The sequence below is a fragment of the Schumannella soli genome, from assembly GCF_006517435.1.
Taxonomy (GTDB): Bacteria; Actinomycetota; Actinomycetes; order Actinomycetales; family Microbacteriaceae; genus Schumannella; species Schumannella soli.
In genome coordinates, this window is sequence record NZ_VHQG01000002.1 from 433,775 (window position 1) to 457,591 (window position 23,817).

Consider the following 23,817-nt stretch of genomic DNA (forward strand, 5'->3'; position numbering starts at 1 on the left):
AATCCGCCGCGCGGGATGCGCGACTTCCTCCCCGCCGACAAGGCGCGCCGTGAGCGCGTGCTCGGCGTCATCCGCGGCAGCTACCGCTCGCACGGCTTCGACGAGATCGAGACGCCGGTCGTCGAGGACTGGGCGCGGCTCAACTCGGGGCTCGGCGGCGACAACGAGAAGCTGAGCTTCGCCGTGCTGCGCCGCGGCGTCACGACCGAGGAGCTGCAGGCGGCGACGTCGCCGCTCGAGCTGGCCGACCTCGGCCTGCGCTTCGACCTGACCGTGCCGCTCGCCCGCTTCTACGCGAGCCACCGCGCCGAGCTGCCGGCCGTGTTCCGCGCGATCCAGATCGCCCCGGTCTGGCGCGCCGAGCGCCCGCAGAAGGGCCGCTACCGCCAGTTCGTGCAGTGCGACATCGACATCCTCGGCGAGGCGTCGACGCTGGCGGAGGCCGAGCTGATCACGGCGACCCTGTCGACGCTCGACGCGCTCGGGCTCGAGGGCGCGAGCATCCGCATCAACGACCGCCGCCTGCTCATCGGCATGCTGACCGGTTTCGGCTTCACGCCCGAGGAGCACGACTCGGTGCTCATCACGATCGACAAGCTCGACAAGGTCGGGCAGGACGGCGTGATCGCCGAGCTCACGAGCAAGGGCGTCACGCCCAGCGCGGTCGAGGCGCTGCAGGGGTACTTCCGCACGCCGCGCACGATGGAGTTCCTGCCCTTCGGCGAGAAGGCCATCCGCAAGTTCCTGCCCGCGGGCGCCGACGACACGGTCGTGGCCGAGCTCGCCGGCATCGGCGCGGCCGTCGCCGCCGCGCGCGAGGCCGCCGCGGCAGCCCGTCGTGCGCAGGCCGGCGAGAGCGACCCCGACGCCGAGCGCGACATCCCCGCCCAGCCCGACATCCCGCTGACCTTCGACCCGTTCCTTGTTCGCGGCATGGGGTACTACACGGGCCCGATCTTCGAGGTCGCGCACCCCTCGGTGAGCTACTCGCTCGGCGGCGGCGGCCGCTACGACGGCATGATCGGCCGCTTCCTCGGCAGCGATGTGCCGGCCGCGGGCTTCTCGCTCGGCTTCGAGCGTCTCGTCGACCTGGTCGAGCCGGCCGCCGACGACGCCGACGGGGGAGTCGCGCTCGTGCACGACGCCGACCTCGACCCCGCCGCCCTCGTCGCGCTCAAGGCCGCCGTGATCGAGACCCACGCGCGCGTGCGCCTCGTGCGCCGCACCAAGAACGTCGCGAACCTGCTCGACGCTCTCAAGGCCGACGGCTTCACCCGCTTCGCCTTCGTGGATGCCGCGACCGGCCCCGACAACCTCGGTCTCCGTCCGCTCGACTGAGGTGCAAGCCATAGGCTGACAGCACCACCACCCAGTTCCACCCACTGAACCCCCAGGAGTGTTCATCGTGTCTGCAATCGAGGCTGTCAACGCCCGCGAGATCCTCGACTCCCGCGGCAACCCGACCGTCGAGGTCGAGGTGCTGCTCGAAGACGGCACCGTCTCGCGCGCCGCCGTCCCCTCCGGTGCCTCCACCGGCGCCTTCGAGGCCTACGAGCTGCGTGACGGCGACAAGAGCCGCTACCTCGGCAAGGGCGTCGAGAAGGCCGTGGATGCGGTCATCGACGAGCTCGGACCGGCCATCGAGGGCTTCGAGGCCGACGACCAGCGCCTCGTCGACGCCGAGCTGATCGCCGCCGACGGCACCGACAACAAGTCGAAGCTCGGCGCGAACGCCATCCTCGGCGTCTCGCTCGCCGTCGCGAAGGCCGCGGCCGAGTCGGCCGACCTGCCGCTGTTCCGCTACCTCGGCGGACCGAACGCCCACACCCTGCCCGTGCCGATGATGAACATCATCAACGGCGGCGCCCACGCCGACAACGGCATCGACGCGCAGGAGTTCATGATCCTGCCGATCGGCGCGCCGACCTTCAAGGAGGCCCTGCGCTGGGGCGCCGAGGTCTACCACGCCCTCAAGGGTGAGCTGAAAGCCAAGGGCCTCGCGACCGGCCTCGGCGACGAGGGCGGCTTCGCCCCCGACCTGTCGACCTCGCGCGAGGCGCTCGACTTCATCGTCGCGTCGATCGAGAAGGCCGGCTACAGGGTCGGCCACGACATCGCGCTCGGCATGGATGTCGCCTCGACCGAGTTCTTCGAGAACGGCGTCTACAACTACGAGGGCAAGCAGCTCAGCGCGGCCGAGATGATCGCCGTCTACGAGGGCCTCGTCAACGACTACCCGCTGATCACGATCGAGGACGCGCTCGCCGAGGACGACTGGGACAACTACGTCACCCTCACCGAGCAGCTCGGCTCGAAGGTGCAGCTCGTCGGCGACGACCTGTTCGTCACCAACCCGAGCCGCCTGCAGACCGGCCTCGACAAGAAGGTCGCGAACAGCATCCTCGTCAAGGTCAACCAGATCGGCACCCTGACCGAGACCCTGGATGCGGTGTCGCTGGCCCAGCGCCACGGCTACACCGCCGTGCTGTCGCACCGCTCGGGCGAGACCGAGGACACCACGATCGCCGACCTCGCCGTCGCCACCGACGCCGGCCAGATCAAGACCGGCGCCCCGGCCCGCAGCGAGCGTGTCGCGAAGTACAACCAGCTGCTGCGCATCGAGGAGGAGCTGGGCGAGGCCGCGGTCTACGCCGGCCGCAGCGCCTTCCCGCGCTTCACGGCGTAAGCACGGCACGACCGGCGGCGCGCGAGCGCCCGTCGTCACGCTGATCGAGAGCACGGATCTCGGCCCCTGCGGGTCGGGGTCCGTGCTCTCGTCGTCTCTGCGCCTACGATCGACGTCGTGACTCGACGACCGCGCATCATCCGCGTGCCCGTCGCCATGGAGGGCGAGACCCGCGCGGCGGCCTGGCTGCGCAGCTTCCGGCTCTCCGGCTTCGCCCTCTCGGTGCTGCTGCTCATCGTCGCGGCGCTCGTCGTGCTCGCGCCGGGGCTCAAGACCTTCGTCGAGCAGCGCACCCAGATCGCCGCCCTGCAGAAGCAGGTCGACGACGCGCAGAGTCAGGTCGACGACCTGAACGGCGAGGTGGATCGCTGGAGCGACCCGGCCTACATCGAGGCGCAGGCCCGCGGCCGGCTCTACTACGTGATCCCGGGCGACGTGACCTACCTCGTCACCGGCACGACCGACACCCCGACCACGACCGACTCGCAGCCGATCAGCGACGAGATCCAGACCACCCAGATCGACTGGGTGTCGAGCCTGCTCAGCTCGCTCTACACGGCCGGCACCACGCAGGCCCCGGCGAGCAAGCTCGGCAGCCCCGCGATCGACGACCCGACGAAGAACCAGCAGTGACCACTCCGCCCTACCCCGCCCCGACCGACGCCGACATCGCCGCGGTCACCCGCCAGCTCGGCCGCCCCGCCCGCGGCGTGGTCGGCATCGCCGCCCGCTGCGTGTGCGGCAACCCGACCGTCGTCGCGACGGCGCCCCGCCTCGACGACGGCACCCCCTTCCCGACCTTCTACTACCTGTGTCACCCGGCCGCGAACTCCTCGGTCTCGACCCTCGAGGCGACCGGCGTGATGGTCGAGCTGGCCGCGCTGCTGGATGACGCCGACGAGTCCGCCGCCTACCTCGCCGCGCACGAGGCCTACCTCGCCGACCGCGAGAGCGTCGCCCACGTCGACGAGATCGACGGCATCTCGGCCGGCGGCATGCCCACGCGGGTGAAATGCCTGCACGCTCTCGTCGCCCACGCGCTCGCCGCGGGCCCGGGTGTGAACAAGATCGGCGACCGTGCGCTCGAGAGGGCAGACTGGAGCCCGGAGGTCTGCCGATGCGTTCCCGACACGAGCACCGTCACCGGTTCCGGCGTCTGAGCGCCGCCGGGTCGCCGCGTCGACGCCTGCGCCGCGCCGCGTCCGGCGTCGTCGTGCTCGCCCTCGGGCTCGGTGCGGCACTCGTGCCCGCGGTGGCCGCGCAGGCCGACGACATCCGCAGCCGCGAGTACTGGCTGAACGACTACGGCATCGCCCAGGCCTGGAACACGACCAAGGGCAAGGGCCAGACGATCGCGGTCATCGACTCGGGCGTCGACCCCACGCATCCCGACCTCGTCGGCGCCGTCGTCGGCGGCAAGGACTTCTCCGGCTTCGGCGGCCCGACCGGGCAGCCCGCCGCCGGCGACGACAACGAGCACGGCACGATGGTCGCCTCGCTCGCCGCCGGCCGAGGCACCGGACCCGACAGCGGCATCATCGGCGCCGCGCCCGAGGCGTCGATCCTCGCCGTCGAGATCGGCTTCGGCTCGCAGGCCCGCAACTCCGACCAGCAGATCGCGGATGCGGTGACCTGGGCGGTCGACAACGGCGCGACCGTGATCAACATGTCGTTCAGCCGCAACACGCCCGACTGGCCGGAGAGCTGGGACAAGGCGTTCCTCTACGCGATGGAGCACGACGTGGTGATCGTGGCGGCGGCGGGCAACCGCGGCTCGGGCATCAACTCCGTCGGCGCCCCCGCGACCATGCCGGGCGTGCTCGTCGTCGGGGGAGTGGACCGCAGCGGCAAGTCGAGCTTCGACGCCTCGACCCAGGGCATCACGATCGGCGTGAGCGCCCCCAGCGAGGAGCTCGTCGGGGCGACCCCCGGCGGTGGCCGCGCGATCTGGAGCGGCACGAGCGGCGCCTCGCCGATCGTCGCCGGCATCGTCGCGCTCGTGAAGGCCGCGCATCCCGACCTCGACGCCGCCAATGTGATCGAGCGCGTCGTGAAGACCGCGCACGACGCAGGCACGCCCGGCGTCGACTTCCTCTACGGCTACGGGCTCGTGGATGCCTCGGCGGCGGTCAGCGACAAGGTGCCCGCCGTGACCAAGAACCCCATGGGCGACCTCGCCGACTGGGTGCGCGTCTACCGCCGCGCCGACGGCGGCGCCGTCGCCCCCGCGACCCGCGCCGACCGCAACCCGCCGGCCGCTGTCCCGGTTCCCACCGTGCCCTGGAGCCCCGTCGGCACCCTGCTGCCCGACCCGCGGAAGCTCAGCGGATGGGGTCTGCCCGCCGCCGTTCTGGCCGGGCTGATCGCCGTCTGGTTCGCGCTCATCGCGGGCGGCCTGCGCGCGGTCAGGAGCAGTCGCCGAACGCGATAGCCTTAAGGTGCGCACTGTCCATAAGGAGACCACCCTCGTGCCCAAGATCCTCATCGTCGGCGGCGGTTACGCCGGGTTCTACACCGCCTTCAAGCTGCAGAAGCACCTGCGACGCGGTGAGGCGACCGTCACGGTCGTCGACCCCCTGCCGTACATGACCTACCAGCCCTTCCTGCCGGAGGTCGCCGCCGGGTCCGTCGAGCCGCGCCACGCGATCGTGCCGCTGCGCAAGCACCTCAAGAACACGCGCGTCATCACCGCCAAGGTGACCGGCATCGACCACGCCAGCCGCACCGCGACCATCACGCCGGAAGACGGCGAGTCGTGGCAGGAGGAGTACGACCAGATCGTCGTCACCGCCGGCGCCGTGTCGCGCACCTTCCCGATCCCGGGCGTCGCCGATGAGGCCATCGGCCTCAAGACGATCGAAGAGGCCACCTCGATCCGCGACCGCATCATCGCGAACGTCGACAAGGCCTCCAACCTGCCCGCCGGCCCCGAGCGCGACCGTCTGCTGACCGTCGTCGTCGTCGGCGGCGGCTTCGCCGGCATCGAGATCTTCGCCGAGCTGCGCAGCTTCGTCAGCGCCCTCGTCGGCCAGTACTCGACGCTGAGCTTCGAGGACACCAAGTTCCACCTCATCGAGGCGATGGGCCGCATCATGCCCGAGGTCTCGCTGCCGACCAGCCAGTGGGTCATCAAGAACCTCGCCGAGCGCGGCGCCGAGATCCACCTCGACACGCAGCTGCAGAGCGCCGTCGACGGAAAGATCGAGCTCTCGACCGGCGAGTCGTTCGAGTCGGACCTCATCATCTGGACCGCGGGCGTCATGGCCAACCCGGCGCTCAAGGGCACCGACCTGCCGCTCGAGCCGCGCGGCCGCATGACCGTGCAGGCCGACCTGCGCGGTGTCGACGCCGACGGCAACGTGGTCGAGGGACTGTGGGGCGCCGGCGACGCGGCGGCCGTTCCCGACATCTCCGGCGGCAGCCCGCTGCCCGACAAGTCGTGCGTGCCGAACGCCCAGCACGCCGTGCGTCAGGGCAAGCGCCTCGCGAAGAACCTCGTCGCCGTCCTGCGCGACGAGGCTCCGAAGAACTACTTCCACAAGCCCGCGGGCGCCGTCGCCGGTCTCGGCCTCGGCATCGGCGCCTTCCAGAAGGGCAAGCTCGGCATCACCGGCTTCCCAGCCTGGATCATGCACCGCGGCTACCACGGCCTCGCGATGCCGATGTGGGAGCGCAAGTTCCGCGTCTTCGGCAACTGGATCGTGCAGTTCCTGTTCGGCCGCGACCTCACCGCCATCCCGGCGCGTGACGAGCCGCGCGTCGCCTTCGAGACCTTCGCGTCGCGCCCGGCCCCCAAGGCCTGATCTGCGGCTCCGCCACGGCGGACCGATCGGACGGCGTCTCTCCCGCGGGAGGGGCGCCGTTCGGCGTCTCCGGGTGACTTCGCGAGCGTCGGTCGGCGCGGCGTCGGTCGGCTTCAGCCGCGGAAGCGGCTGAGGAAGGCGCGGGTGCGCTCCTCGCGCGGTGCGTCGAGCATCTCCGGCCCGCCGCGCTCGACGATCACCCCGCCGTCGAGGAACAGCAGCGTCGTGGCGACATCACGCGCGAAGGCGAGCTCGTGGGTCGCCATGACGATCGTGGTCGTGTGGGCCAGTTCGCGCACCAGATCGAGCACCTCGCCGACGAGCTCCGGGTCGAGGGCGCTGGTGATCTCGTCGAGCAGAAGCACCTGCGGCTCGATCGCAAGAGCGCGCACGATCGCGGCCCGCTGCTGCTGACCGCCGGAGAGTCCGTCGGGATGCCGCCGTGCGTGGTCGGCGAGCCCGATCCGGCCGAGCAGCTCGAGTCCGCGTCGTTCGGCCTCGACCCGCGAGACGCGGTGCACCGTACGCAGCGCGAGCGTGACGTTGTCGAGCACGCTGAGGTGCGGGAACAGGTTGTACTGCTGGAAGACGACGCCGAAGCGGGCGCGCACCGCGTCCACGTCGACGCGCGGGTCGGTGATGTCGTCACCAGCGAGCAGCACCCGGCCGTCGTCGACCTGCTCGAGCAGGTTCAGGCAGCGCAGCAGCGTCGACTTGCCCGAGCCGCTCGGGCCGATCAGCGCGACCACCTCGCCCGGAGCGACCTCGAAGTCGATCCCGTCGAGCACGACCGTGTCGCCGAAAGCCTTGCGCACGCCCTCCACCGTGAGCACCGCCGTCGCGCGCGCGTCGTTCACAGCGCCGCCCCGCTCTGCTCCCGTCGGCGCAGACGTGCGGCGTACCAGTCGGTGAGCCGGATCGTCGGGATCGCGAGCAGCACGAACAGCAGCCCGGCGACGACGTAGGGCGTGAAGTCGAAAGCCCGCGCCGTCTCGATCTGGGCCGCCCGCACGGCGTCGACGGCGCCGAGCACCGAGATCAGGCCCACGTCCTTCTGCATCGACACGAGGTCGTTCATGAGTGCCGGCGTCATCTTGCGCACGGCCTGCGGCATCACCACGCGGCGCAGCGCCTGACCCCGCGACAGCCCGAGCGAGCGGGCCGCGAGCATCTGCGAGGGATGCACCGCCTCGATTCCGCCGCGGATCACCTCGCCGACGTAGGCCGAGTAGGTGAGCACGAGCGCGATCGTGCCCCACACCTCGGCGGGGACCCTCACCTCGGTGATGCGCAGACCCGGCAGCCCGAAGCCGACCACGTAGAGCACGATGATGAGCGGCAGCCCGCGGAACAGGTCGGTGTATCCGGCGGCGAGCGCGCGCAGCGGGAAGAACACCGGCCCGCGCAGGGTGCGCACGACGGCCACGAGGGTTCCGACGATCGCGACCGCGATCGCCGCGACCACCAGCACCCGCAGGTTCAGCAGGAAGCCGTCCCAGACCCGGGGGAGTGCAGCGACGAAGGTGTCGGGTGAGAGGAAGCTGCGGCGCACCGCATCCCAGCCCGGAGTGTTGATGACGAGCAGCCAGATCGCCGCCGCAAACACGATCGTGCTCGCGGCGGCGATGAGGATGCTGCGAGTGCTCTGACGGCGTCGGAACGCGCGGCGCTCCAGCTCGAGCGCGCTCGGAGGCCGCGTGGCGAGCGGCGAGGGTGAGGTCACCGGCTCATTTCAGCACGGGCGCGCCCGCGTCGGCGCCGAGCCATTCGTCGGCGATCTTCTTCAGCGTGCCGTCGGCCTCGAGCTTCTTCACGGCAGCGTCGACCTTCTTCGTGAGCGGGCTGCCCTTCGGCAGCACGATGCCCCAGTCGTCGCTCACGCCGTCGGCGGCGGGAAGCTGACCGATCAGCACGCCGTCGTCGAGTTCGGCTCCGGTGAGGTAGAAGGCGGTCGGCAGATCGACCACGAGCGCATCGATCTGCCCGCTCTTCAGAGCCAGAACGGCGTCGTCGTTGGAGTTGAAGGCCTGAACCCCGCCGCTCGGCTTCAGCGTCTGCTCGGCGGCCTGTTGACTCGTCGTGCCGGTCGCGGCTCCGACCAGGAGGGCGGCGAACCCGGCGAGGTCCTTCACTCCAGCCGCCTTGCTGCCCTTGATCGTGATGACGGCCTGCGGCGTCGAGTAGTAGCTCGCGCTGAAGTCCACGTTCTCCGCGCGCTCATCGGTGATCGTGTACTGCTGGAGGTTCACGTCCCAGTCCTTCGCCCCGGGCGCGATGCCCTGGTCGAAGGTGGAGCGCGTCCACACGACATCCTTCTTCGCGAAGCCGAGCTCGTCGGCGACGGCGTAGGCGACCGCGGCCTCGAAACCCTTGCCGGTCTGCGGCTTGTCGTCGATGACGTAGGGGAAGTAGGCGGGTTCGCCGGTCGCGACGGTGAACTTGCCGTCGGCGACATAGCCGTCGGCGTTCGGCGACGCCGAGCCGGATCCGGCCGAGCAGCCCGCGAGAACGGTCAGCAGGGCGGCGGTGCCAGCGGCGATGAGCAGGGCGGGGATGCGGCGTGCGGGCATGGTCGTCTCCATCGGGCGGGCTCGGGTGCGCTCATTCTCGCGACTCGCGGGCGCCCCGGCGCCCGATGTTGCGTCGGATGACATGCTCGCGCTCGACCGCCGTCGGCGGCATCCGCTGCGGTCGTAGCGTGAGGCGCATGACCCGGCCCGATCGTCACGACCCCGCCACGCTGTCGCTGCTGAGCCAGGCGGTGCACGCCGGCAACCTCGTCGACGGAGCCGGGCATCCCATCCGCACGCCCATCGCGATGGCGAACTCCTACGGCCTGCCCGACGACCCCTCGCAGCTGAGCTGGTCCGGTACCAACGTGCCGCTGTACACCCGCAACTCGGGCGTCAACCAGCTCGGGCTGCAGCAGCGCCTCGCGGCACTCGAGCGCGCCGAGGACGCGGTCGCTCTCGCCTCGGGCGTCGCGGCCCTGCACGCGGTGTTCTTCACGTTCCTGAAATCGGGCGACCATGTCGTGATCGCCGACGTGACCTACGAGGCGACGTTCAAGCTGTTCACCGAGCTGCTGCCGGTGAAGTACGGCATCGAGGCGACCTTCGTCGACACGAGCGACCTGGATGCGGTGCGTGCGGCCGTGCGCCCGGAGACGCGCCTGGTGCATGTCGAGGCGATCGCGAACCCGACGACCCGCGTGACCGACATCGCCGCGGTGGCCGAGATCGCGCACGAGGTCGGCGCGCTGCTCTCGGTCGACTCCACCTTCACGCCGCCGCCGCTGCTGCGGCCGGTGGAGCTCGGCGCCGACCTCGTCGTGCACTCGCTGACCAAGTACATCAACGGCCACGGGGATGCGATGGGCGGCGCCGTCGTCGGCTCGCGCGAGCTCATCCACCGCATCAAGCAGGAGGCGATGGTCGACGTCGGCGGCGTGATCTCGCCGTTCAACGCCTGGCTGATCACGCGGGGATCCGTCACGCTGCCGCTGCGCCTGCCGCGGCACCTCGAGTCGGCGCACCGGGTGGCCGAGTTCCTCGACGCCGACGCGCGCGTCGCCTACGTCGCCTACCCGGGCCTGGCGTCGCATCCGCAGCACGAGGTCGCGGTGCGGCAGTTCGGTGACCGCGGCTTCGGCGCGATGATCGCCTTCGCGCTCGACGGCCCGCCCGAGCTGCAGAACCGCTTCGTCGCTGCGCTGCGGCTCGTGACCTCGGCCGTGTCGCTCGGCCACGACGAGTCGCTGATCGTGCACGTCGGAACCGAGGGTGCCCGCGTGGCGGCCTATCCCGAGCCGTTCCGTCGGCTCGGACATCTGCGCTTCTCGATCGGGCTCGAGGACCCCGACGATCTCATCGCCGACCTCGCGGCCGCACTCGATGCCGTGAGCTGAGCAGGCCGGGGTCGTCGTCGCAGTCTCCCCGATGGTGTCCGCGGTGCGGCGTAGCGTGCCGGGCATGGACATCGAGACGTGGATGCGCGGCTACGAGACGGCCTGGCGCAGCAACGACGGCGACGACATCGGCGCGCTGTTCACCGACGACGCCGAGTACCGCACCGAGCCGTGGACTCCGCCGTGGCATGGTCGCGACGAGATCGTGCGGCGCTGGATCGAGCGGGCCGACGATCCGGGCGGCTGGACCTTCTCCTGGCACGTCGCCGGCGTCGATGCCGGCACCGCGACGGCGTTCGTGCAGGGGGAGACGCGCTACGGCGAGCTCGCGATCACCTACAGCAATCTCTGGGTGATCCGCTTCGCCGACGACGGGCGTGCCGCATCCTTCACCGAGTGGTGGATGGATCAGGCGCACGCGTCGGAGGAGACCGAGCCGACCGTCTGAGCTCGATCGGCCGAGCCCGGCCGCTCCGATGCGGGCAGGATCCGAGAAGCCTTCGTCGGCGGTCGCCTCTAGCATCGACAGCATCGGGAACGCCGCCCCGCCGATCGAGGAGACCGCCATGGCCGACGCCAGCCACGCCGCCGACAGCCACGACCTGATCCGGGTGCAGGGCGCCCGCGAGAACAATCTCAAAGACGTCAGCGTCAACCTCCCGAAGCGGCGGCTGACCGTCTTCACGGGCGTCTCCGGCTCGGGCAAGAGCTCGCTCGTCTTCGGCACGATCGCCGCCGAGTCGCAGCGCATGATCAACGAGACCTACAGCGCCTTCGTGCAGGGCTTCATGCCGCAGCTCGATCGCCCCGACGTCGACCTGCTCGAGGGGCTCACGACGGCGATCATCGTCGACCAGGAGCGCATGGGCGCCAATGTGCGGTCGACCGTCGGCACCGCGACCGACGCGAACGCGATGCTGCGCATCCTCTTCAGCCGACTGGGCGAGCCGCAGATCGGATCGTCGCAGGCGTTCTCGTTCAACGTCGCCTCGATCTCCGGCGCCGGGGCCGTGAAGCTCGAGAAGAACGGTCAGACGGTGAAGGAGCGGCGCGAGTTCAGCATCACCGGCGGCCAGTGCCCGCGCTGCGAGGGCATGGGGAACGTCAGCGATATCGACCTGACCCAGCTGGTGGATGAGTCGAAGTCGCTCAAGGAGGGCGCCATCCTCGTGCCGGGCTATACGGGCGACGGCTGGTACGTGAAGATCTTCGGCGCCGTCGTGCCGATGGACGTGCCGGTGAAGGATTTCACGGCGAAGCAGCGCCAGGAGTTCCTGTACGGCGCGACCCGCAAGGTGAAGCTCGAGAGCGTCAACATGACCTACGACGGGCTCGTGCCCAAGGTGCAGAAGTCGTTCCTGTCGAAAGACGTGGAGGCGATGCAGCCCCACATCCGCGCCTTCGTCGAGCGCGTCGCGACCTTCGCGGTCTGCCCCGAGTGCGACGGCACCCGACTCAGCGAGGCGGCCCGGTCGTCGAAGATCGCCGGCATCAGCATCGCGGATGCGTGCCGTCTGCAGATCAGCGACCTCGCCGTCTGGGTGCGCGAGCTGGACGAGCCCTCGGTCGCGCCGCTGCTCGCCGGGCTGCGGCAGATCCTCGACTCCTTCGTCGAGATCGGCCTCGGCTACCTCTCGCTCGAGCGCCCGGCCGGCACGCTCTCGGGCGGCGAGGCGCAGCGAACCAAGATGATCCGCCACCTCGGGTCGTCGCTCACCGACGTGACCTACGTCTTCGACGAACCGACGATCGGCCTGCACCCGCACGACATCCAGAGCATGAACCGGCTGCTGCTGCAGCTGCGCGACAAGGGCAACACGGTGCTCGTCGTCGAGCACAAGCCCGAGGCGATCGCGATCGCCGACCACGTCGTCGACCTCGGCCCGCGCGCGGGCACGGCCGGCGGCGAGATCGTCTTCGAGGGCACCGTCGACGAGCTGCGCGAGAGCGACACCCTGACCGGGCGTCACCTCGACGACCGCGCCGCGCTCAAGCCGTCGCTGCGGCCGTCGACGGGGGCGCTCGAGGTGCGCGATGCGACCTCGCACAACCTCCGGGGCGTGGATGTCGACGTGCCCCTCGGCGTGCTCACGGTCGTGACCGGTGTGGCCGGCTCGGGCAAGAGCTCCCTCATCCACGGCTCCGTCTCGCCGCGCGAGGGCGTCGTCACGATCGATCAGACCGGCATCCGCGGGTCACGCCGCAGCAACCCGGCGACGTACACGGGCATGCTCGAGCCGATCCGCAAGGCCTTCGCGAAGGTGAACGGGGTCAAGCCAGCGCTGTTCAGCGCGAACTCCGAGGGCGCCTGCCCGGTCTGCAACGGCGCCGGACTGATCTTCACCGACCTCGGAGTCATGGCGACCGTGTCGACCGTCTGCGAGGAGTGCGGCGGCAAGCGCTTCTCGCAGGCGGTGCTCGAGTACAAGCTCGGCGGGCGCGACATCAGCGAGGTGCTGGCGATGCCGGTGGCCGAGGCGCTCGACTTCTTCGCCGAGGGGGAGTCGCGCATTCCGGCCGCGCACGCGATCCTCGACCGGCTCGCCGACGTGGGCCTCGGCTACCTCACGCTCGGCCAGCCGCTCACGACTCTCTCGGGCGGCGAGCGCCAGCGCCTCAAGCTCGCGGTGCACATGGGCGAGAAGGGCAGCGTCTACGTGCTCGACGAGCCGACCACGGGTCTGCACCTGGCCGACGTCGAGCAGCTGCTCGGCCTGCTCGACCGCCTCGTCGACTCGGGCAAGACCGTCATCGTGATCGAACACCACCAGGCCGTCATGGCCCACGCGGACTGGATCATCGACCTCGGCCCGGGTGCCGGCCACGACGGCGGCCGCATCGTCTTCGAGGGCACCCCCGCCGACCTCGTCGCGCAGCGCTCGACCCTCACCGGTGAGCACCTGGCCCGCTACGTGGGCGCGTGAGCGCGGAAGTTCCGCGCGCGCATCCGGAGCGTCGGGGTCGCGGTGGAACCGGCAGACTCAGCGCTGCGCGGGCAGGGGCGACGGCGGAGCCTCGTTCTTCACCTGGCCCTGGACGTCGCCTACCGAGGTGACGTGGTACGCGGAGAGATTGAGGGTGTCGCCGGCGTAGAGCGGCCAGGGATACCCGCCGCGACGCACCTGGTTGATCATGTTGAGGTACGCGTAGTCGGGGAATCCGAAGCGCTCGGCGACGTAGTCGATGAGGTCGCCGCTGGCGGCACGGTACGCCGCCGGAGTGCCGTCCGGAGCGTACGAGACCGTGCCGGTCGCGTACTCGCGCGAGCCGCCGTCGACCGGGATCCGCACCGCATACGATCCGATCCGCTCGCCGGGAACGACGCCGGAAGCGCCGGTGGAGTCGGCATTCGGAGCCGGCGGGACCGTCCCCTGGCCGGACGGCGCGCCATCTCCGGCTCCCGTCGCCGACGGGTCGGACGAGAGCGTCGGCATCTCTGGGGGACTCGCCGAGATCGAAGGCGACGGTGACGCAGCGCGGTCGCGTTCCGCGTCGGCGCCGACGCAGCCGATGAGCAGCGTGGCGACGGCGAGTGTGCCCGCGATCCCGATGACGACCCGACGCGACATGGTTTCTCCGATCCGCCGCTCACCTGAGCGCGGCTCACTCTAACCCCCGGGACCGGCGAGGCCGACGAGTTTTCCCTCCGGGTCGTGGAACTGGGCGATCAACAGGGCGCCGTCGGGATTCGCGTCGCTGACCACAACGGGTCGACCCGCGGGAGTGGACATCCGCTCGCCTTCGCCGCTAAGGTCGCAAGGCTGAGCCGAGAGACGGCTCGCACCCCGATACCTGGAGAGGAGCGCCGCATGCCCACGAGCAACAGCTACGTGAAGCGCGAGCAGCGCCACCTCCAGCCCCTCGCGTAGGCACGCGACGTCGATCCCGACGCCCCGTGCCTGTCCGACGCTCGGGGCCTTCCGTCGTGCATGCCACGACTGCTTTCGTCCGACGCTGCAGAGTCGGCGGACGCGCCCGCCCCGAGCGCACATCCGCACCACCCTCTGAAGAGAATCGAAAGGACGATGAGAAAGATCACGAAGCGGCTGTTCAGCTGGGCGAGCATCCTCGAGCAGAAGACCGAGGACCAGGCTCGCACCACCGCGACCATGCCGTTCATCTACCCGCACCTGGCCCTGATGCCGGATGCCCACCTCGGGCTCGGCGCCACGGTGGGGTCGGTCATCCCGACCCTGCGCGCCGTCATGCCGGCCGCGGTGGGCGTCGACATCGGCTGCGGCATGATCGCCGTGAAGACGACGTTCACGAAAGCTGACATCGACCGTGTCGCCGAAGGAACCCCGCTCAAGGAGCTGCGCGAGCAGATCGAGCGGGCCGTGCCGACGTCGGCCGGCGCCTACAACCGCAAGGTCGTGGCGACGGCCGAGCCGCGCGTGGCCGAGCTCGAGGCCGAGGCCGCGCAGGCCGGGTTCGACCCGGCCGCCTACGCCGGCAACTGGCGGCTGCAGCTGGGCACGCTCGGCAGCGGCAACCACTTCATCGAGGTCAGCCTCGACGAGACGGATGCCGTGTGGCTGTTCCTGCACTCGGGCAGCCGCGGCGTCGGCAACGAGATCGCCCAGCACCACATCGGCGTCGCGAAAGCCGAGATGGAGCGCTGGTGGATCACGCTGCCGGATCCCGACCTGGCGTACCTGGTCGAGGGCACGTCCGCCTTCCACCGCTACATCGAGGAGCTGCGCTGGGCGCAGCACTTCGCCCTTCTGAACCGGGAGGAGATGATGGATCGGGTCGTGCGTCAGCTCAGCGAGTGGATGGGCGAGCCGGTCGTCGAGCTCGAGCGGGTGAACTGCCACCACAACTTCACGCAGCTCGAGAACCACTTCGGCAAGGACGTCTGGCTCTCCCGCAAGGGAGCGATCTCGGCGCGGGCCGGCGAGAAGGGGCTGATCCCCGGCTCGATGGGCACGGCGTCGTACGTCGTCGAGGGTCTCGGCAACCCGGTGGCGCTGCAGTCGTCGCCGCACGGCGCCGGTCGCACGTTCTCGCGGAGCACCGCCCGCAAGACCTTCACGCACGAGCAGCTGCGTGAGGCGATGCAGGGCATCGAGTTCAGCGACACGGACGCCTTCCTCGACGAGATCCCCTCGGCGTACAAGGACATCGATCAGGTCATGGCGGATGCCGCCGACCTGGTGCGGATCGTCCACACGCTGCGGCAGATCGTCAACGTGAAGGGCGACTGACGTCGCTCGCGGCGCGGGCTCGGAGTAGGCTCCGGGCTCGCGCCGCTCTGCTCGGGCGGCGTCGCACAGCGCGTTGCACCGCGCGACGCCTGTCGGTGTTCTGCCAGCCCCGCAAAGTCAAGTCCTGTTCTGCCGCGGATTCGCGCGCATACTGGCTCCGCGACGGATGGTTCCCGTCGCCGCCCGACCGGGGCGCGGGTTGGCGCCTGATCCGCTCCCCGCGTTCCGGTCGGCACCTCGCGCGTCGGCTGCGCTCGACCTAGCGCACCGCGCTCTTACGTAACAACACGAGCTCGACGCCGTCTTTCAGACGTTCACGCCGGCTCTGGACGTAGCCCTCGCGCTCGTAGAGGCGGATTTTGGGGACGCTGAGGTGCCCGGTGAACAGTTTGAGGGTGCTCGCGCCGCTGCGCTCCTCAGCCGCGCGCAGCAGTCGGGTTCCGAGTCCGCGTCCCTGCTGGTCGGGCGCGATCACGAGCCGGCCGATCTCGGCGACGCCGCCGTCGACGTGCCAGCGGACGGCTCCGATCAGCCTCCCGCTGGCACGGATCCCCAGTCCGGATGCGCGACCGAGCTCATCTTCCAGCTCATCGAACGTCTGCGTCAGCGCAGGCAGGAATGGGTCGCCGTAGCGCTGCGCCTCGGTTGCATACGCAGCCGGCTGCAGTGTCAGCAGCTCGCCCGCGTCGGCGACGGAGAGCGTCACCGGCGATCCGGGGCTGAGAGGGGTCCCGTCGGTCATGCGGTCACGGTAGCCCCGCCGCGTGCACCGACGTCGGCCTGATCGTGCCCCCGCTGGGATTCGAACCCAGACTGAGACGATTTTAAGTCGTCTGCCTCTGCCGATTGGGCTACGGGGGCGGGCCCTGGTCAGCAGGGTTCGCAGCTGACGCTACGCGATCTCCGAACCCGTCGATGGCGTCAGCGGGCGAGCAGCGCCGGCTCGACCCAGCGGATCCACGCCCAGCCGCCGAGACAGGCGGCGGCGACCGCGAAGGCCGCGAGCAGCACGCCCATCACCGGGAAGCCGGCGCCCGAGGCGAGCGCGAGCGCGGCCAGCACGACCGCGACGAGCGCCGCACCGACCCACGCGGCCGGTGACCAGTCGAAGATCACGCGTCCCGGCAGCGACCCGACCGGCACCAGCAGCAGCACGGCCGAGCAGAGCCCCGAGACGGTGATCGCGGTGAGCACCTCGGCGAGGCCCGAGCCGAGCATCCCCGTCGCGCCCCCGGTCAGGTCGTGCACGATCCAGGCGACCACGGCGAGAGCGGCGAGCGAGCCGACCTGGGCGAGGTGGATGAGGGCTCCCGCCCGGTCTCCGACGGCTCCGACTGCCGCGACGGCGAGCACGACGCCCACGACGAGCGGCGGCTCGAGGCCGAGCAGCCGCGAGACGACGGCGCCGAGTACGCCGACGACCAGGAACACCGGAACGAGTCGCAGCACCCGTCGCACTCCGGCCGCCTTCGCGACGAGCGCGCTCGCGACGACCACCCCGACGCCGTTGACGACGGTGACGCCGATCGCGATCGAGAGCAGCAGGCGCGCGTAGCGCTGCTGATCCTGCACGCCGATCGCGAGCGCCGTGATCAGCGAGACGGCGACGACCAGGCCCGCCACGAGCATCCACCGCTTCCGGCGCGAGGCGGCATCTCCGGCATCAGTCGCGTCGCCGTCCGAGCCGGTGGCGGATGCCGGCGCGGCGAACGCGGTGCGCTCGGCACCACGGTGGTTGCGCCCGAACAGCTGGGGGAGACGGACGCGCAGGCGCGGCCCCGCGGTGGTCACGAGCAGACGCAGCGGCAGCGCGACGAGCAGCACGAACGCCGCCGCCAGCAGCAGCGCCGGCAGCCAGCTCGCGCTGGCGAACGTGGAGGCGAGGGTCGGCAGAGCTGACCCGAATCGCGTGGGGTCGGCCCAGCCGCCGCCGAGTCCGCCATCGCCCTGCACGCCCGCGCCGCCGCCTCCGCTGCCGTCACCGGGGCCACCGGGGGAGCTCGGAGGGGCCGAGCCGGGCGGCGTGGGCGAGCCCGGAGACGAGGGTGAGCCCGGGGCGGCGGGCGTCGACGGGGGAGCGCTCGGTGACGGCGAGGCGGATGCGCTGCCGAACACGAGCTTGATGACCGCGCTCGGCGGCGAGTAGTTGCCGGCGCGATCCTTCTGCACGGCCTGCACGACGTGGCGGCCGCCGCCCGAGATGTCCGCCGTGCAGCTCCAGGCGCCCGCGGAGACGGCCGCGCTGCAGAGCAGGTTCCCTTCGGCGAACACGTCGACCGAGGCGTCATCCTCTCCGCGGCCCGTGAACACGGTCGCCCCCGACACGCTCGCGCCGTCCTTCGGCGAGTCGATCACGGGCGGGGCCGGGGCGTCCTGGTCGATCACGAGGGTGCGGGTGGCGCTCGGCGGCGAGATCTCGGTGCGGTCGTCGGGCGAGAACTGCTGCGCTGTGATCGTGTAGCGGCCCGGCCCGCTCGAGATCGGGCAGCTCCAGGACCCGTCGACGGCGACCGCCGGACAGTTCGCGGCGACGGGAGCGCCGCGGCCCTCCGGAGTGACCGTCACGCTGACGCCGGCCCGCGGGTATCCGGTTCCGGTCACGATGCCGGTCGAGTAGACGACGCTGCCGCCGGAGATGACCGGGGCGCCGAGAGCGCGCAGCGTGAGGCTGATGGTCGTGTCGCCGGGGGAGGGCGACGGGAATGCGGAGCCGGGTGGGGCGGAGGCGTCGCCGCCGCCGGGTGACTCGACGAGGCTGAGCTGGATGCGCCCGTTCGGCAGATCCAGCGACGCCGACCAGGCGCCGGACCCGTCGATCGCAGTCGCGCCCCCCGAGGTGCCGGGGCCGGTGATCCGCACGGTGGAGCCGGCCGTGCCCTGGCCGCTGAGCGTCAGGCGATTGCCCGAGACGAAATCGTCGTCGCGATGCGAGGTCACGCGGAACGCCGAGTCCTTCGCGGGCGAGCTCGACGGGGACGGGCTGGGCGTGGAGTCGGCCTGCGGGGTGAGCGCTCCCGGCGCGGCGGCGTCGCTCTCCGCGGTCGGGCCTTCGCCGGAGGCCGGCGTGCCGCTGCTCGAATCCGAGCTGGCGCCATCGATCTCGGCATGCGCTCCGAGCGATGGCGACACCGTGACCGCGAGCCCGACCAGGAGCACCCCGACCGCGACGATCCCGGCGACGAGTCGTCGTCGGGAGTCGCTGCGCCGCCCCGCGTCGAAGCGACGCGAGGCATCTGCGGGCGTGCCGAGCCTGTTCATCCGAGACCATCCCAACCCGCGCGCGCCGCGTAATCAACCCAGCCGCGCCGTAATCGGGTCTTGCTCAGGTGATCGTGACCGGGCAAAGTGGAGAAATCCCCGACTGCGTGGAGTCATCGTGACCGAACTCGGAACCCCCTCACGACGCGAGCGCCTGGTGCAGGCCGCGCTGCGCGTGATGGAGCGTGACGGTCTCGCGGCGACGTCGACGCGGGCGATCGCGCGCGAGGCCGGGGTCTCGAGTGCGGCGGTGCAGCGCGAGTTCGGCGGCTTCGGGCCGCTCGCGAGCGACGTCGTCGAGCACCTCGTCGCGGCCGAGGGGGATGCGGCGCTCTGGGCTCTCATCACGACCGAGAACGACGTCGTCGCGATCGTGCGCGAGGCCCTGCGCTCCTACCTCCACCTGGTGCAGCAGCGACCCGGCGCCGAGCAGACCCTGCTCGAGGTGACCCTGCTGGGCCTGCGCCGCGCCGATCTCGACGGCCTGCCCGAGCGCCAGTACGAGCGCTACCTCGAGGTGATGCGCGAGCTGCTCGCGATCGTCGCGCGTCGCGCCGACATCCGCTGGGATGTCGAGGCCGACCAGCTCGCCCGCTTCGCCCTCGCGCTCACCGACGGCGTCACTCTCGCCTGGCTCGTCGACCGCGACGACGCCGCGGCCGAGCGCACGCTCGAGCTCGCCGCCGAGACGATCGCCGCGCACGCGAGGTCCCGCCAGACCGTCTGACCGTTCGGCCTCCGCACGGTCGCCGCACAGAATCCGCGGGGTCAACCGCGAGCAGGCCTCGTAGAATGCCCGCATGGACCTTGGCTGGATCATCCCTGTCGTCATCGTCGTGGTGCTGGCGCTCATCGTCGGCATCTACCTCTGGACGACCTACAACTCCCTCGTCACGCTCAACGTGCGCGTCGACGAGGCGTGGAGCGACATCACGGTGCAGCTCAAGCGCCGCGCCGACCTCATCCCGAACCTGATCGAGACGGTCAAGGGCTACGCGGCGCACGAGAAGGGCGTCTTCGAGAACGTCACGAAGGCGCGCGCCGAGACGGTCAGCGCCTCGACGCCGGCCGAGGCATCCGCGGCCGAGAACCACATGCAGTCGGCACTGAAGTCGATCTTCGCCGTCGCCGAGGCCTATCCCCAGCTGCAGGCGAATCAGAACTTCCTGCAGCTGCAGGCCGAGCTGGTCGACACCGAAGACAAGATCCAGGCCTCCCGCCGCTTCTACAACGGCGGCGTGCGCGAGCTCAACACGAAGATCAAGATCTTCCCGAACACCCTGTTCGCCCGCCGTCTCGGCTTCACCGAGCGCGACTTCTTCGAGGTCGACGAGCCGGCCGCGATCGCCGAGCCGCCGCGCGTCCAGTTCTGAGCGCGGACCGCGCAGTCGCGAAGCGGACGTCGGGATGCCGGCGTCCGCTTCGCGCATCCGGGCCGCATCCAGCGACCGCATGAGCCGCATCCAGACTTCCTTCACTCACCCGGGCGGATAATCACCCCATGTACAGCGCGATCGCCAGGAACAAGCGCAACACCGTGCTGATCATCGTGCTGTTCCTGCTCGTGATCGGCGCGCTCGGCGCCATCTGGGCCTACTTCGCCCAGAGCTGGACGATCGCGATCGTCGTCTTCGTGATCGCCGCCGCCTACGCGCTCTTCCAGTACTTCGCGGCCGGCGCCGAGACGGTCGCCATGACCGGCGCGATCGAGGTGAAGAAGGGGATGCACCCGCAGCTCGACAGGCTCTACCGCACGGTCGAGAACCTCTCCATCACCGAGGGGCTGCCGATGCCGAAGGTCTACGTGATCGAGGACGCGGCGCCGAACGCCTTTGCCACCGGGCGCGATCCGCAGCACGCGCTCGTCGCGGCGACGACGGGCCTGCTCGACATCATGGACGACTCGGAGCTCGAAGGCGTCATGGCGCACGAGATGGGGCACGTCAAGAACTACGACATCCGCGTCTCGCTCATCGTCTTCGGCCTCGTCGTCGCGATCGGGCTCATCGCCGACATCCTGCTGCGGATGATGTTCTTCACCGGCGGCGGACGCAATCGCAGCGACAGCAACGGCGGCGGACCCGCGGCGATCATCTTCCTCGTGATCGGCATCGCCGCCGCGATCCTCGCGCCGCTCGTCGCCGGGGTCGTACAGGCCGCCGTGTCACGGCAGCGCGAGTACCTGGCGGATGCGACGGGTGCGCTCACGACGCGGCACCCGCAGGCGCTCGCGAGCGCGCTGAACAAGCTGCAGGAGTACGGCCGCCCGGTGCAGCGCACCAACACGAGCCTGTCGCACCTCTGGATCAGCGACCCGAACAAGCCCGGCATGATGGCGCGGCTGTTCTCGACGCACCCGCCGATCCCCGACCGCATCCAGCGCCTGCTGGAGAACTCGACGAAGTTCTGACGCTCAGCTCCGCGGCAGCAGCGGCGTGCCGAGCGCCCCGGCGATCCGCGGCGCGAGGTCACCCCAGTCGCTCACCTCGACTCCCGCATCCAGCCCCTGCCAGGAGGCGATCGACTGCAGCAGCGGCACGACCCGCTGCTCGACCTCCGCCGGGGCGTCGGGCTCGGTCCACCCCGACTGCACCTTGAGCACGCCGCGCGCGCGGTCGCTCTTCAGGTCGATGCGGCCGGCGATCTGCTCGTCGACGAGCAGCGGCAGCGTGTAGTAGCCGAAGCGTCGCTGCGGCGCCGGGGTGTAGATCTCGATGCGGTAGTGGAAGCCGAACAGCTTCTCGGTGCGCGTGCGCTCCCAGACGACGGGATCGAACGGCGACAGCAGCGCGGTCGCCTCGATGCGGCGCGGTCGGCGGGCGGTGGGATCGAGCCAAGCCTGCTTCGACCAGCCGGGCACGGTCACCGGGGTCGCCAGGCCGGCCTCCGCCAGCTCGCGCAGCGCCTGCTTCGTCGGCTCGACCTTGAGCCGGTAGTAGTCGGCGATGTCCTTCGCGGTTCCGACGCCGTGGGCCACGAGCGAGCGGCGCACGAGCTCGCGCGTCGCGTCCTCGCGGGACAGCGGGGCGTCGAGCGCCCCGGCCGGGAGCGTCTGCTCGGGCAATCCGTAGCGCCGCTCGAACCGGGTGCGCCCGGCCGAGAACACCTCGCCCCAGCGGAACAGCACCTCCAGGCCGAGCTTCACATCCGACCAGCCCCACCACGGTCCGTTGCGCTTGTTCGCGTCGTGCTCGATCTCGCTGGCGGCGAGCGGACCCTTCTCGGCGAGCTCGGCGCGGATGAAGTCGAGCATCGCCGTGTTCGCCTGAGCCCAGGTGTCCGACTCCCGATGCGAGCGCTCGCGGTACTCCTGCATGCGCCACTGAACGAGCGGCAGCGCGCTGACCGGCAGCAGCGCCGCCTCGTGCGCCCAGTACTCGAAGTACTGCGCGCGGGTGCCGCGCGGCGTGAGCGTGAGACGGTCGAGCAGCTCCTTGTCGTAGGCGCCGACGCGGGCGAAGACCGGCAGGTAGTGGCTGCGCTCGAAGACGTTGACCGAGTCGATCTGCAGCAGTCCGAGGCGGTCGATCACCCCGTTGAGCTGACGCGTGCCGACGGCGGGCGGATGCGGGCGGCCGAAGCCCTGCGCGGCGAGGGCGATGCGGCGCGCGAGCGCGGGGGAGATCTCGTCAGCCATGGATCCCGACACTACTGACGGCCCCCGACACAGTGGAGAGGCCCAGGACACCCCGTGTTCACCGGGCGGCTCGGAACGGGATACCCCACAGCGCCATCCTGCCCCTCGTCGCCTCCGGCGACCGCCTGTCCACAGCACAGGCGGCCGGCGGCACGAAAGGGAAACCCGAGGATGAAGATCCGCTCTCTCGCCGGCGTCGCCATCGCGGCCGCCGTCGCCGTCTCTCTCTCCGCCTGCGCCAGCGGCGGCACCAGCACCGATGCCGCGGGCATCAGCAAGGCCGACGCCGCCAAGGCGACGAGCGTCGAGGACTTCGGCGGCTTCGACGGCCTGGTCAAGGCCGCCAAGGCCGAGGGGCAGCTCAACGTGATCGCCACGCCCGAGAGCTGGGCCAACTACGGCGAGATGCTGTCGGGCTTCACCAAGAAGTACGGCATCAAGATCAACTCGGCCAACCCCGACGGCTCGAGCGCCGAGGAGTTCGCCGCCGTGCGCGCCCAGAAGGGTCAGTCCACCGCCCCCGACGTGCTCGACGTGGGCCTGGCCGTGCTCGAGGCCGACGACAACAAGAGCCTGCTCACCCCCTACAAGGTGCAGGCCTGGGATGACATCCCCGACGAGCGCAAGGACTCCGACGGCCTCTACGCCGCCGGCTACACCGGCGTGATGTCGATCGGCTACGACAGCTCGGTCATCAAGAAGGCCCCGACGAAGATCGACGACCTGCTCGGCTCGGAGTACAAGGGCAAGGTCGCGATCGTCGGCGACCCGACCCAGGCCAACCAGGCCGCCGCGGCCGTCTACTGGGCCGCTGTGCAGAAGGGCGGCTCGGCTGACGACATCAGCAAGGGCATCGACTTCTTCTCCGACCTGAAGAAGGCCGGCAACTTCCAGGCCGTCACGCCGACCCAGGCCACCGTCGCCTCGGGCGAGACCCCGGTCGTGCTGCAGTGGAACTACAACAACACGGCGTGGGGCGGCGAGAACAACCCCAACTTCACGACCGTCGTGCTCAAGGGCACCTCGATCGGCAGCTACTACATCCAGGCCGTCAGCGCCGACGCCCCGCACCCCGCGGCGGCGCGACTCTGGCAGGAGTGGATCCACTCGGTCGACATGGAGAACGTGCGCCTGCGCTCGGGTGCCCTCCCGGTCGAGCTCGACGCCCTCGTGAAGAGCGGCAAGGTCGACGAGAAGGCCCTCGAGGCCGCCGGCGGACAGCCGGAGGATCTCGTCGAGTTCACCTCCGATCAGGCCACCGAGGCCGGCAAGGTGCTCGCGGCCAAGTGGGCCGCGGCGATCTCCTGATCACCGCACCC

21 protein-coding genes and 1 tRNA gene are annotated in these 23,817 nt (G+C 70.8%); 14 read left to right on the top strand and 8 right to left on the bottom strand.

Translation table 11 applies throughout. The features are described 5' to 3' along the window. Positions 1 to 15 precede the first annotated feature (15 nt). The 6 genes from FJ657_RS07720 to FJ657_RS07745 all read left to right on the top strand — a co-directional run bounded on the left by FJ657_RS07720 (position 16) and on the right by FJ657_RS07745 (position 6,489). The gene (locus FJ657_RS07720) at positions 16 to 1,338 is read left to right on the top strand and encodes a histidine--tRNA ligase (protein WP_141163927.1); all 1,323 of its coding nucleotides are present in this window, start codon (positions 16 to 18) and stop codon (positions 1,336 to 1,338) included. Positions 1,339 to 1,405: 67 nt separating this feature from the next. Then, positions 1,406 to 2,686: a phosphopyruvate hydratase gene (eno, locus tag FJ657_RS07725; protein WP_141163112.1), complete on the top strand. Its 1,281-nt coding sequence runs from the start codon at positions 1,406 to 1,408 to the stop codon at positions 2,684 to 2,686. Between the two features lie 117 nt (positions 2,687 to 2,803). After that, the gene (locus tag FJ657_RS07730) at positions 2,804 to 3,319 is read left to right on the top strand and encodes an FtsB family cell division protein (RefSeq protein ID WP_255447206.1); all 516 of its coding nucleotides are present in this window, start codon (positions 2,804 to 2,806) and stop codon (positions 3,317 to 3,319) included. Further along, the gene (locus tag FJ657_RS07735) at positions 3,316 to 3,846 is read left to right on the top strand and encodes a DUF501 domain-containing protein (RefSeq protein ID WP_141163113.1); all 531 of its coding nucleotides are present in this window, start codon (positions 3,316 to 3,318) and stop codon (positions 3,844 to 3,846) included. Before FJ657_RS07730 ends, FJ657_RS07735 begins: the two co-directional genes overlap by 4 nt. After that, on the top strand, positions 3,804 to 5,117 hold the full coding sequence (locus FJ657_RS07740; RefSeq protein ID WP_141163114.1) for a S8 family peptidase: 1,314 nt from the start codon (positions 3,804 to 3,806) through the stop codon (positions 5,115 to 5,117). The genes FJ657_RS07735 and FJ657_RS07740 overlap by 43 nt, the downstream gene beginning before the upstream one ends. A gap of 37 nt (positions 5,118 to 5,154) precedes the next feature. After that, complete coding sequence (locus FJ657_RS07745) at positions 5,155 to 6,489, top strand: NAD(P)/FAD-dependent oxidoreductase (protein WP_141163929.1); 1,335 nt, start codon at positions 5,155 to 5,157, stop codon at positions 6,487 to 6,489. 113 nt (positions 6,490 to 6,602) lie between these two features. Here FJ657_RS07745 and FJ657_RS07750 read toward each other — a convergent pair whose 3' ends face one another. The 3 genes from FJ657_RS07750 to FJ657_RS07760 are packed head-to-tail and all read right to left on the bottom strand — an operon-like array spanning position 6,603 to position 9,059. Beyond that, on the bottom strand, positions 6,603 to 7,346 hold the full coding sequence (locus FJ657_RS07750) for an amino acid ABC transporter ATP-binding protein (RefSeq protein ID WP_141163115.1): 744 nt from the start codon (positions 7,344 to 7,346) through the stop codon (positions 6,603 to 6,605). Further along, positions 7,343 to 8,212, bottom strand: a complete 870-nt coding sequence (locus FJ657_RS07755) for an amino acid ABC transporter permease (RefSeq protein WP_141163116.1) — start codon at positions 8,210 to 8,212, stop codon at positions 7,343 to 7,345. The genes FJ657_RS07750 and FJ657_RS07755 overlap by 4 nt, the downstream gene beginning before the upstream one ends. Before the next feature lie 4 nt (positions 8,213 to 8,216). Then, a complete protein-coding gene (locus tag FJ657_RS07760; RefSeq protein ID WP_141163117.1) occupies positions 8,217 to 9,059 on the bottom strand; it encodes an ABC transporter substrate-binding protein in 843 nt (280 codons plus the stop codon). A gap of 137 nt (positions 9,060 to 9,196) precedes the next feature. Here FJ657_RS07760 and FJ657_RS07765 point away from each other — a divergent pair, with 137 nt between their 5' ends. From FJ657_RS07765 to FJ657_RS07775, 3 genes are all read left to right on the top strand, one after another. Further along, positions 9,197 to 10,396 carry a trans-sulfuration enzyme family protein gene (locus tag FJ657_RS07765; protein WP_141163118.1) on the top strand — a complete coding sequence of 400 codons (1,200 nt, stop codon included), beginning with the start codon at positions 9,197 to 9,199 and terminating at the stop codon, positions 10,394 to 10,396. 64 nt (positions 10,397 to 10,460) lie between these two features. Then, positions 10,461 to 10,844: a nuclear transport factor 2 family protein gene (locus FJ657_RS07770; protein ID WP_141163119.1), complete on the top strand. Its 384-nt coding sequence runs from the start codon at positions 10,461 to 10,463 to the stop codon at positions 10,842 to 10,844. 118 nt (positions 10,845 to 10,962) lie between these two features. Next, positions 10,963 to 13,320, top strand: coding sequence for an ATP-binding cassette domain-containing protein (locus FJ657_RS07775; protein WP_141163120.1), 2,358 nt, complete (start codon positions 10,963 to 10,965; stop codon positions 13,318 to 13,320). A 57-nt stretch (positions 13,321 to 13,377) separates the two neighbouring features. On the opposite strand, the gene FJ657_RS07780 is transcribed toward FJ657_RS07775, so the two are convergent. Continuing rightward, positions 13,378 to 13,686 carry a hypothetical protein gene (locus FJ657_RS07780; RefSeq protein WP_141163121.1) on the bottom strand — a complete coding sequence of 103 codons (309 nt, stop codon included), beginning with the start codon at positions 13,684 to 13,686 and terminating at the stop codon, positions 13,378 to 13,380. A gap of 735 nt (positions 13,687 to 14,421) precedes the next feature. On the opposite strand from FJ657_RS07780, the gene FJ657_RS07785 reads away from it, so the two are divergent. Further along, positions 14,422 to 15,603, top strand: a complete 1,182-nt coding sequence (locus tag FJ657_RS07785; protein ID WP_141163122.1) for an RtcB family protein — start codon at positions 14,422 to 14,424, stop codon at positions 15,601 to 15,603. 259 nt (positions 15,604 to 15,862) lie between these two features. On the opposite strand, the gene FJ657_RS07790 is transcribed toward FJ657_RS07785, so the two are convergent. From FJ657_RS07790 to FJ657_RS07800, 3 genes are all read right to left on the bottom strand, one after another. Then, positions 15,863 to 16,345 (bottom strand): GNAT family N-acetyltransferase, encoded by a 483-nt coding sequence (locus FJ657_RS07790; RefSeq protein ID WP_141163123.1) that lies wholly within the window; start codon positions 16,343 to 16,345, stop codon positions 15,863 to 15,865. A gap of 45 nt (positions 16,346 to 16,390) precedes the next feature. Then, positions 16,391 to 16,464 (bottom strand) — tRNA-Leu (locus FJ657_RS07795). A gap of 60 nt (positions 16,465 to 16,524) precedes the next feature. Then, on the bottom strand, positions 16,525 to 18,861 hold the full coding sequence (locus FJ657_RS07800) for a hypothetical protein (RefSeq protein WP_141163124.1): 2,337 nt from the start codon (positions 18,859 to 18,861) through the stop codon (positions 16,525 to 16,527). A gap of 118 nt (positions 18,862 to 18,979) precedes the next feature. Here FJ657_RS07800 and FJ657_RS07805 point away from each other — a divergent pair, with 118 nt between their 5' ends. From FJ657_RS07805 to FJ657_RS07815, 3 genes are all read left to right on the top strand, one after another. Continuing rightward, positions 18,980 to 19,588, top strand: coding sequence for a TetR/AcrR family transcriptional regulator (locus FJ657_RS07805; RefSeq protein WP_141163125.1), 609 nt, complete (start codon positions 18,980 to 18,982; stop codon positions 19,586 to 19,588). 73 nt (positions 19,589 to 19,661) lie between these two features. Further along, entirely contained in the window at positions 19,662 to 20,234 is a 573-nt protein-coding gene (locus FJ657_RS07810; protein WP_141163126.1) for a LemA family protein, read from the top strand. 128 nt (positions 20,235 to 20,362) lie between these two features. After that, positions 20,363 to 21,271 (top strand): M48 family metalloprotease, encoded by a 909-nt coding sequence (locus FJ657_RS07815; protein WP_141163127.1) that lies wholly within the window; start codon positions 20,363 to 20,365, stop codon positions 21,269 to 21,271. Between the two features lie 3 nt (positions 21,272 to 21,274). Here FJ657_RS07815 and FJ657_RS07820 read toward each other — a convergent pair whose 3' ends face one another. Continuing rightward, positions 21,275 to 22,498, bottom strand: coding sequence for a winged helix-turn-helix domain-containing protein (locus FJ657_RS07820; protein WP_141163128.1), 1,224 nt, complete (start codon positions 22,496 to 22,498; stop codon positions 21,275 to 21,277). Between the two features lie 171 nt (positions 22,499 to 22,669). On the opposite strand from FJ657_RS07820, the gene FJ657_RS07825 reads away from it, so the two are divergent. Continuing rightward, on the top strand, positions 22,670 to 23,806 hold the full coding sequence (locus FJ657_RS07825; RefSeq protein ID WP_141163129.1) for an ABC transporter substrate-binding protein: 1,137 nt from the start codon (positions 22,670 to 22,672) through the stop codon (positions 23,804 to 23,806). The last annotated feature ends 11 nt before the right edge of the window (positions 23,807 to 23,817 follow it).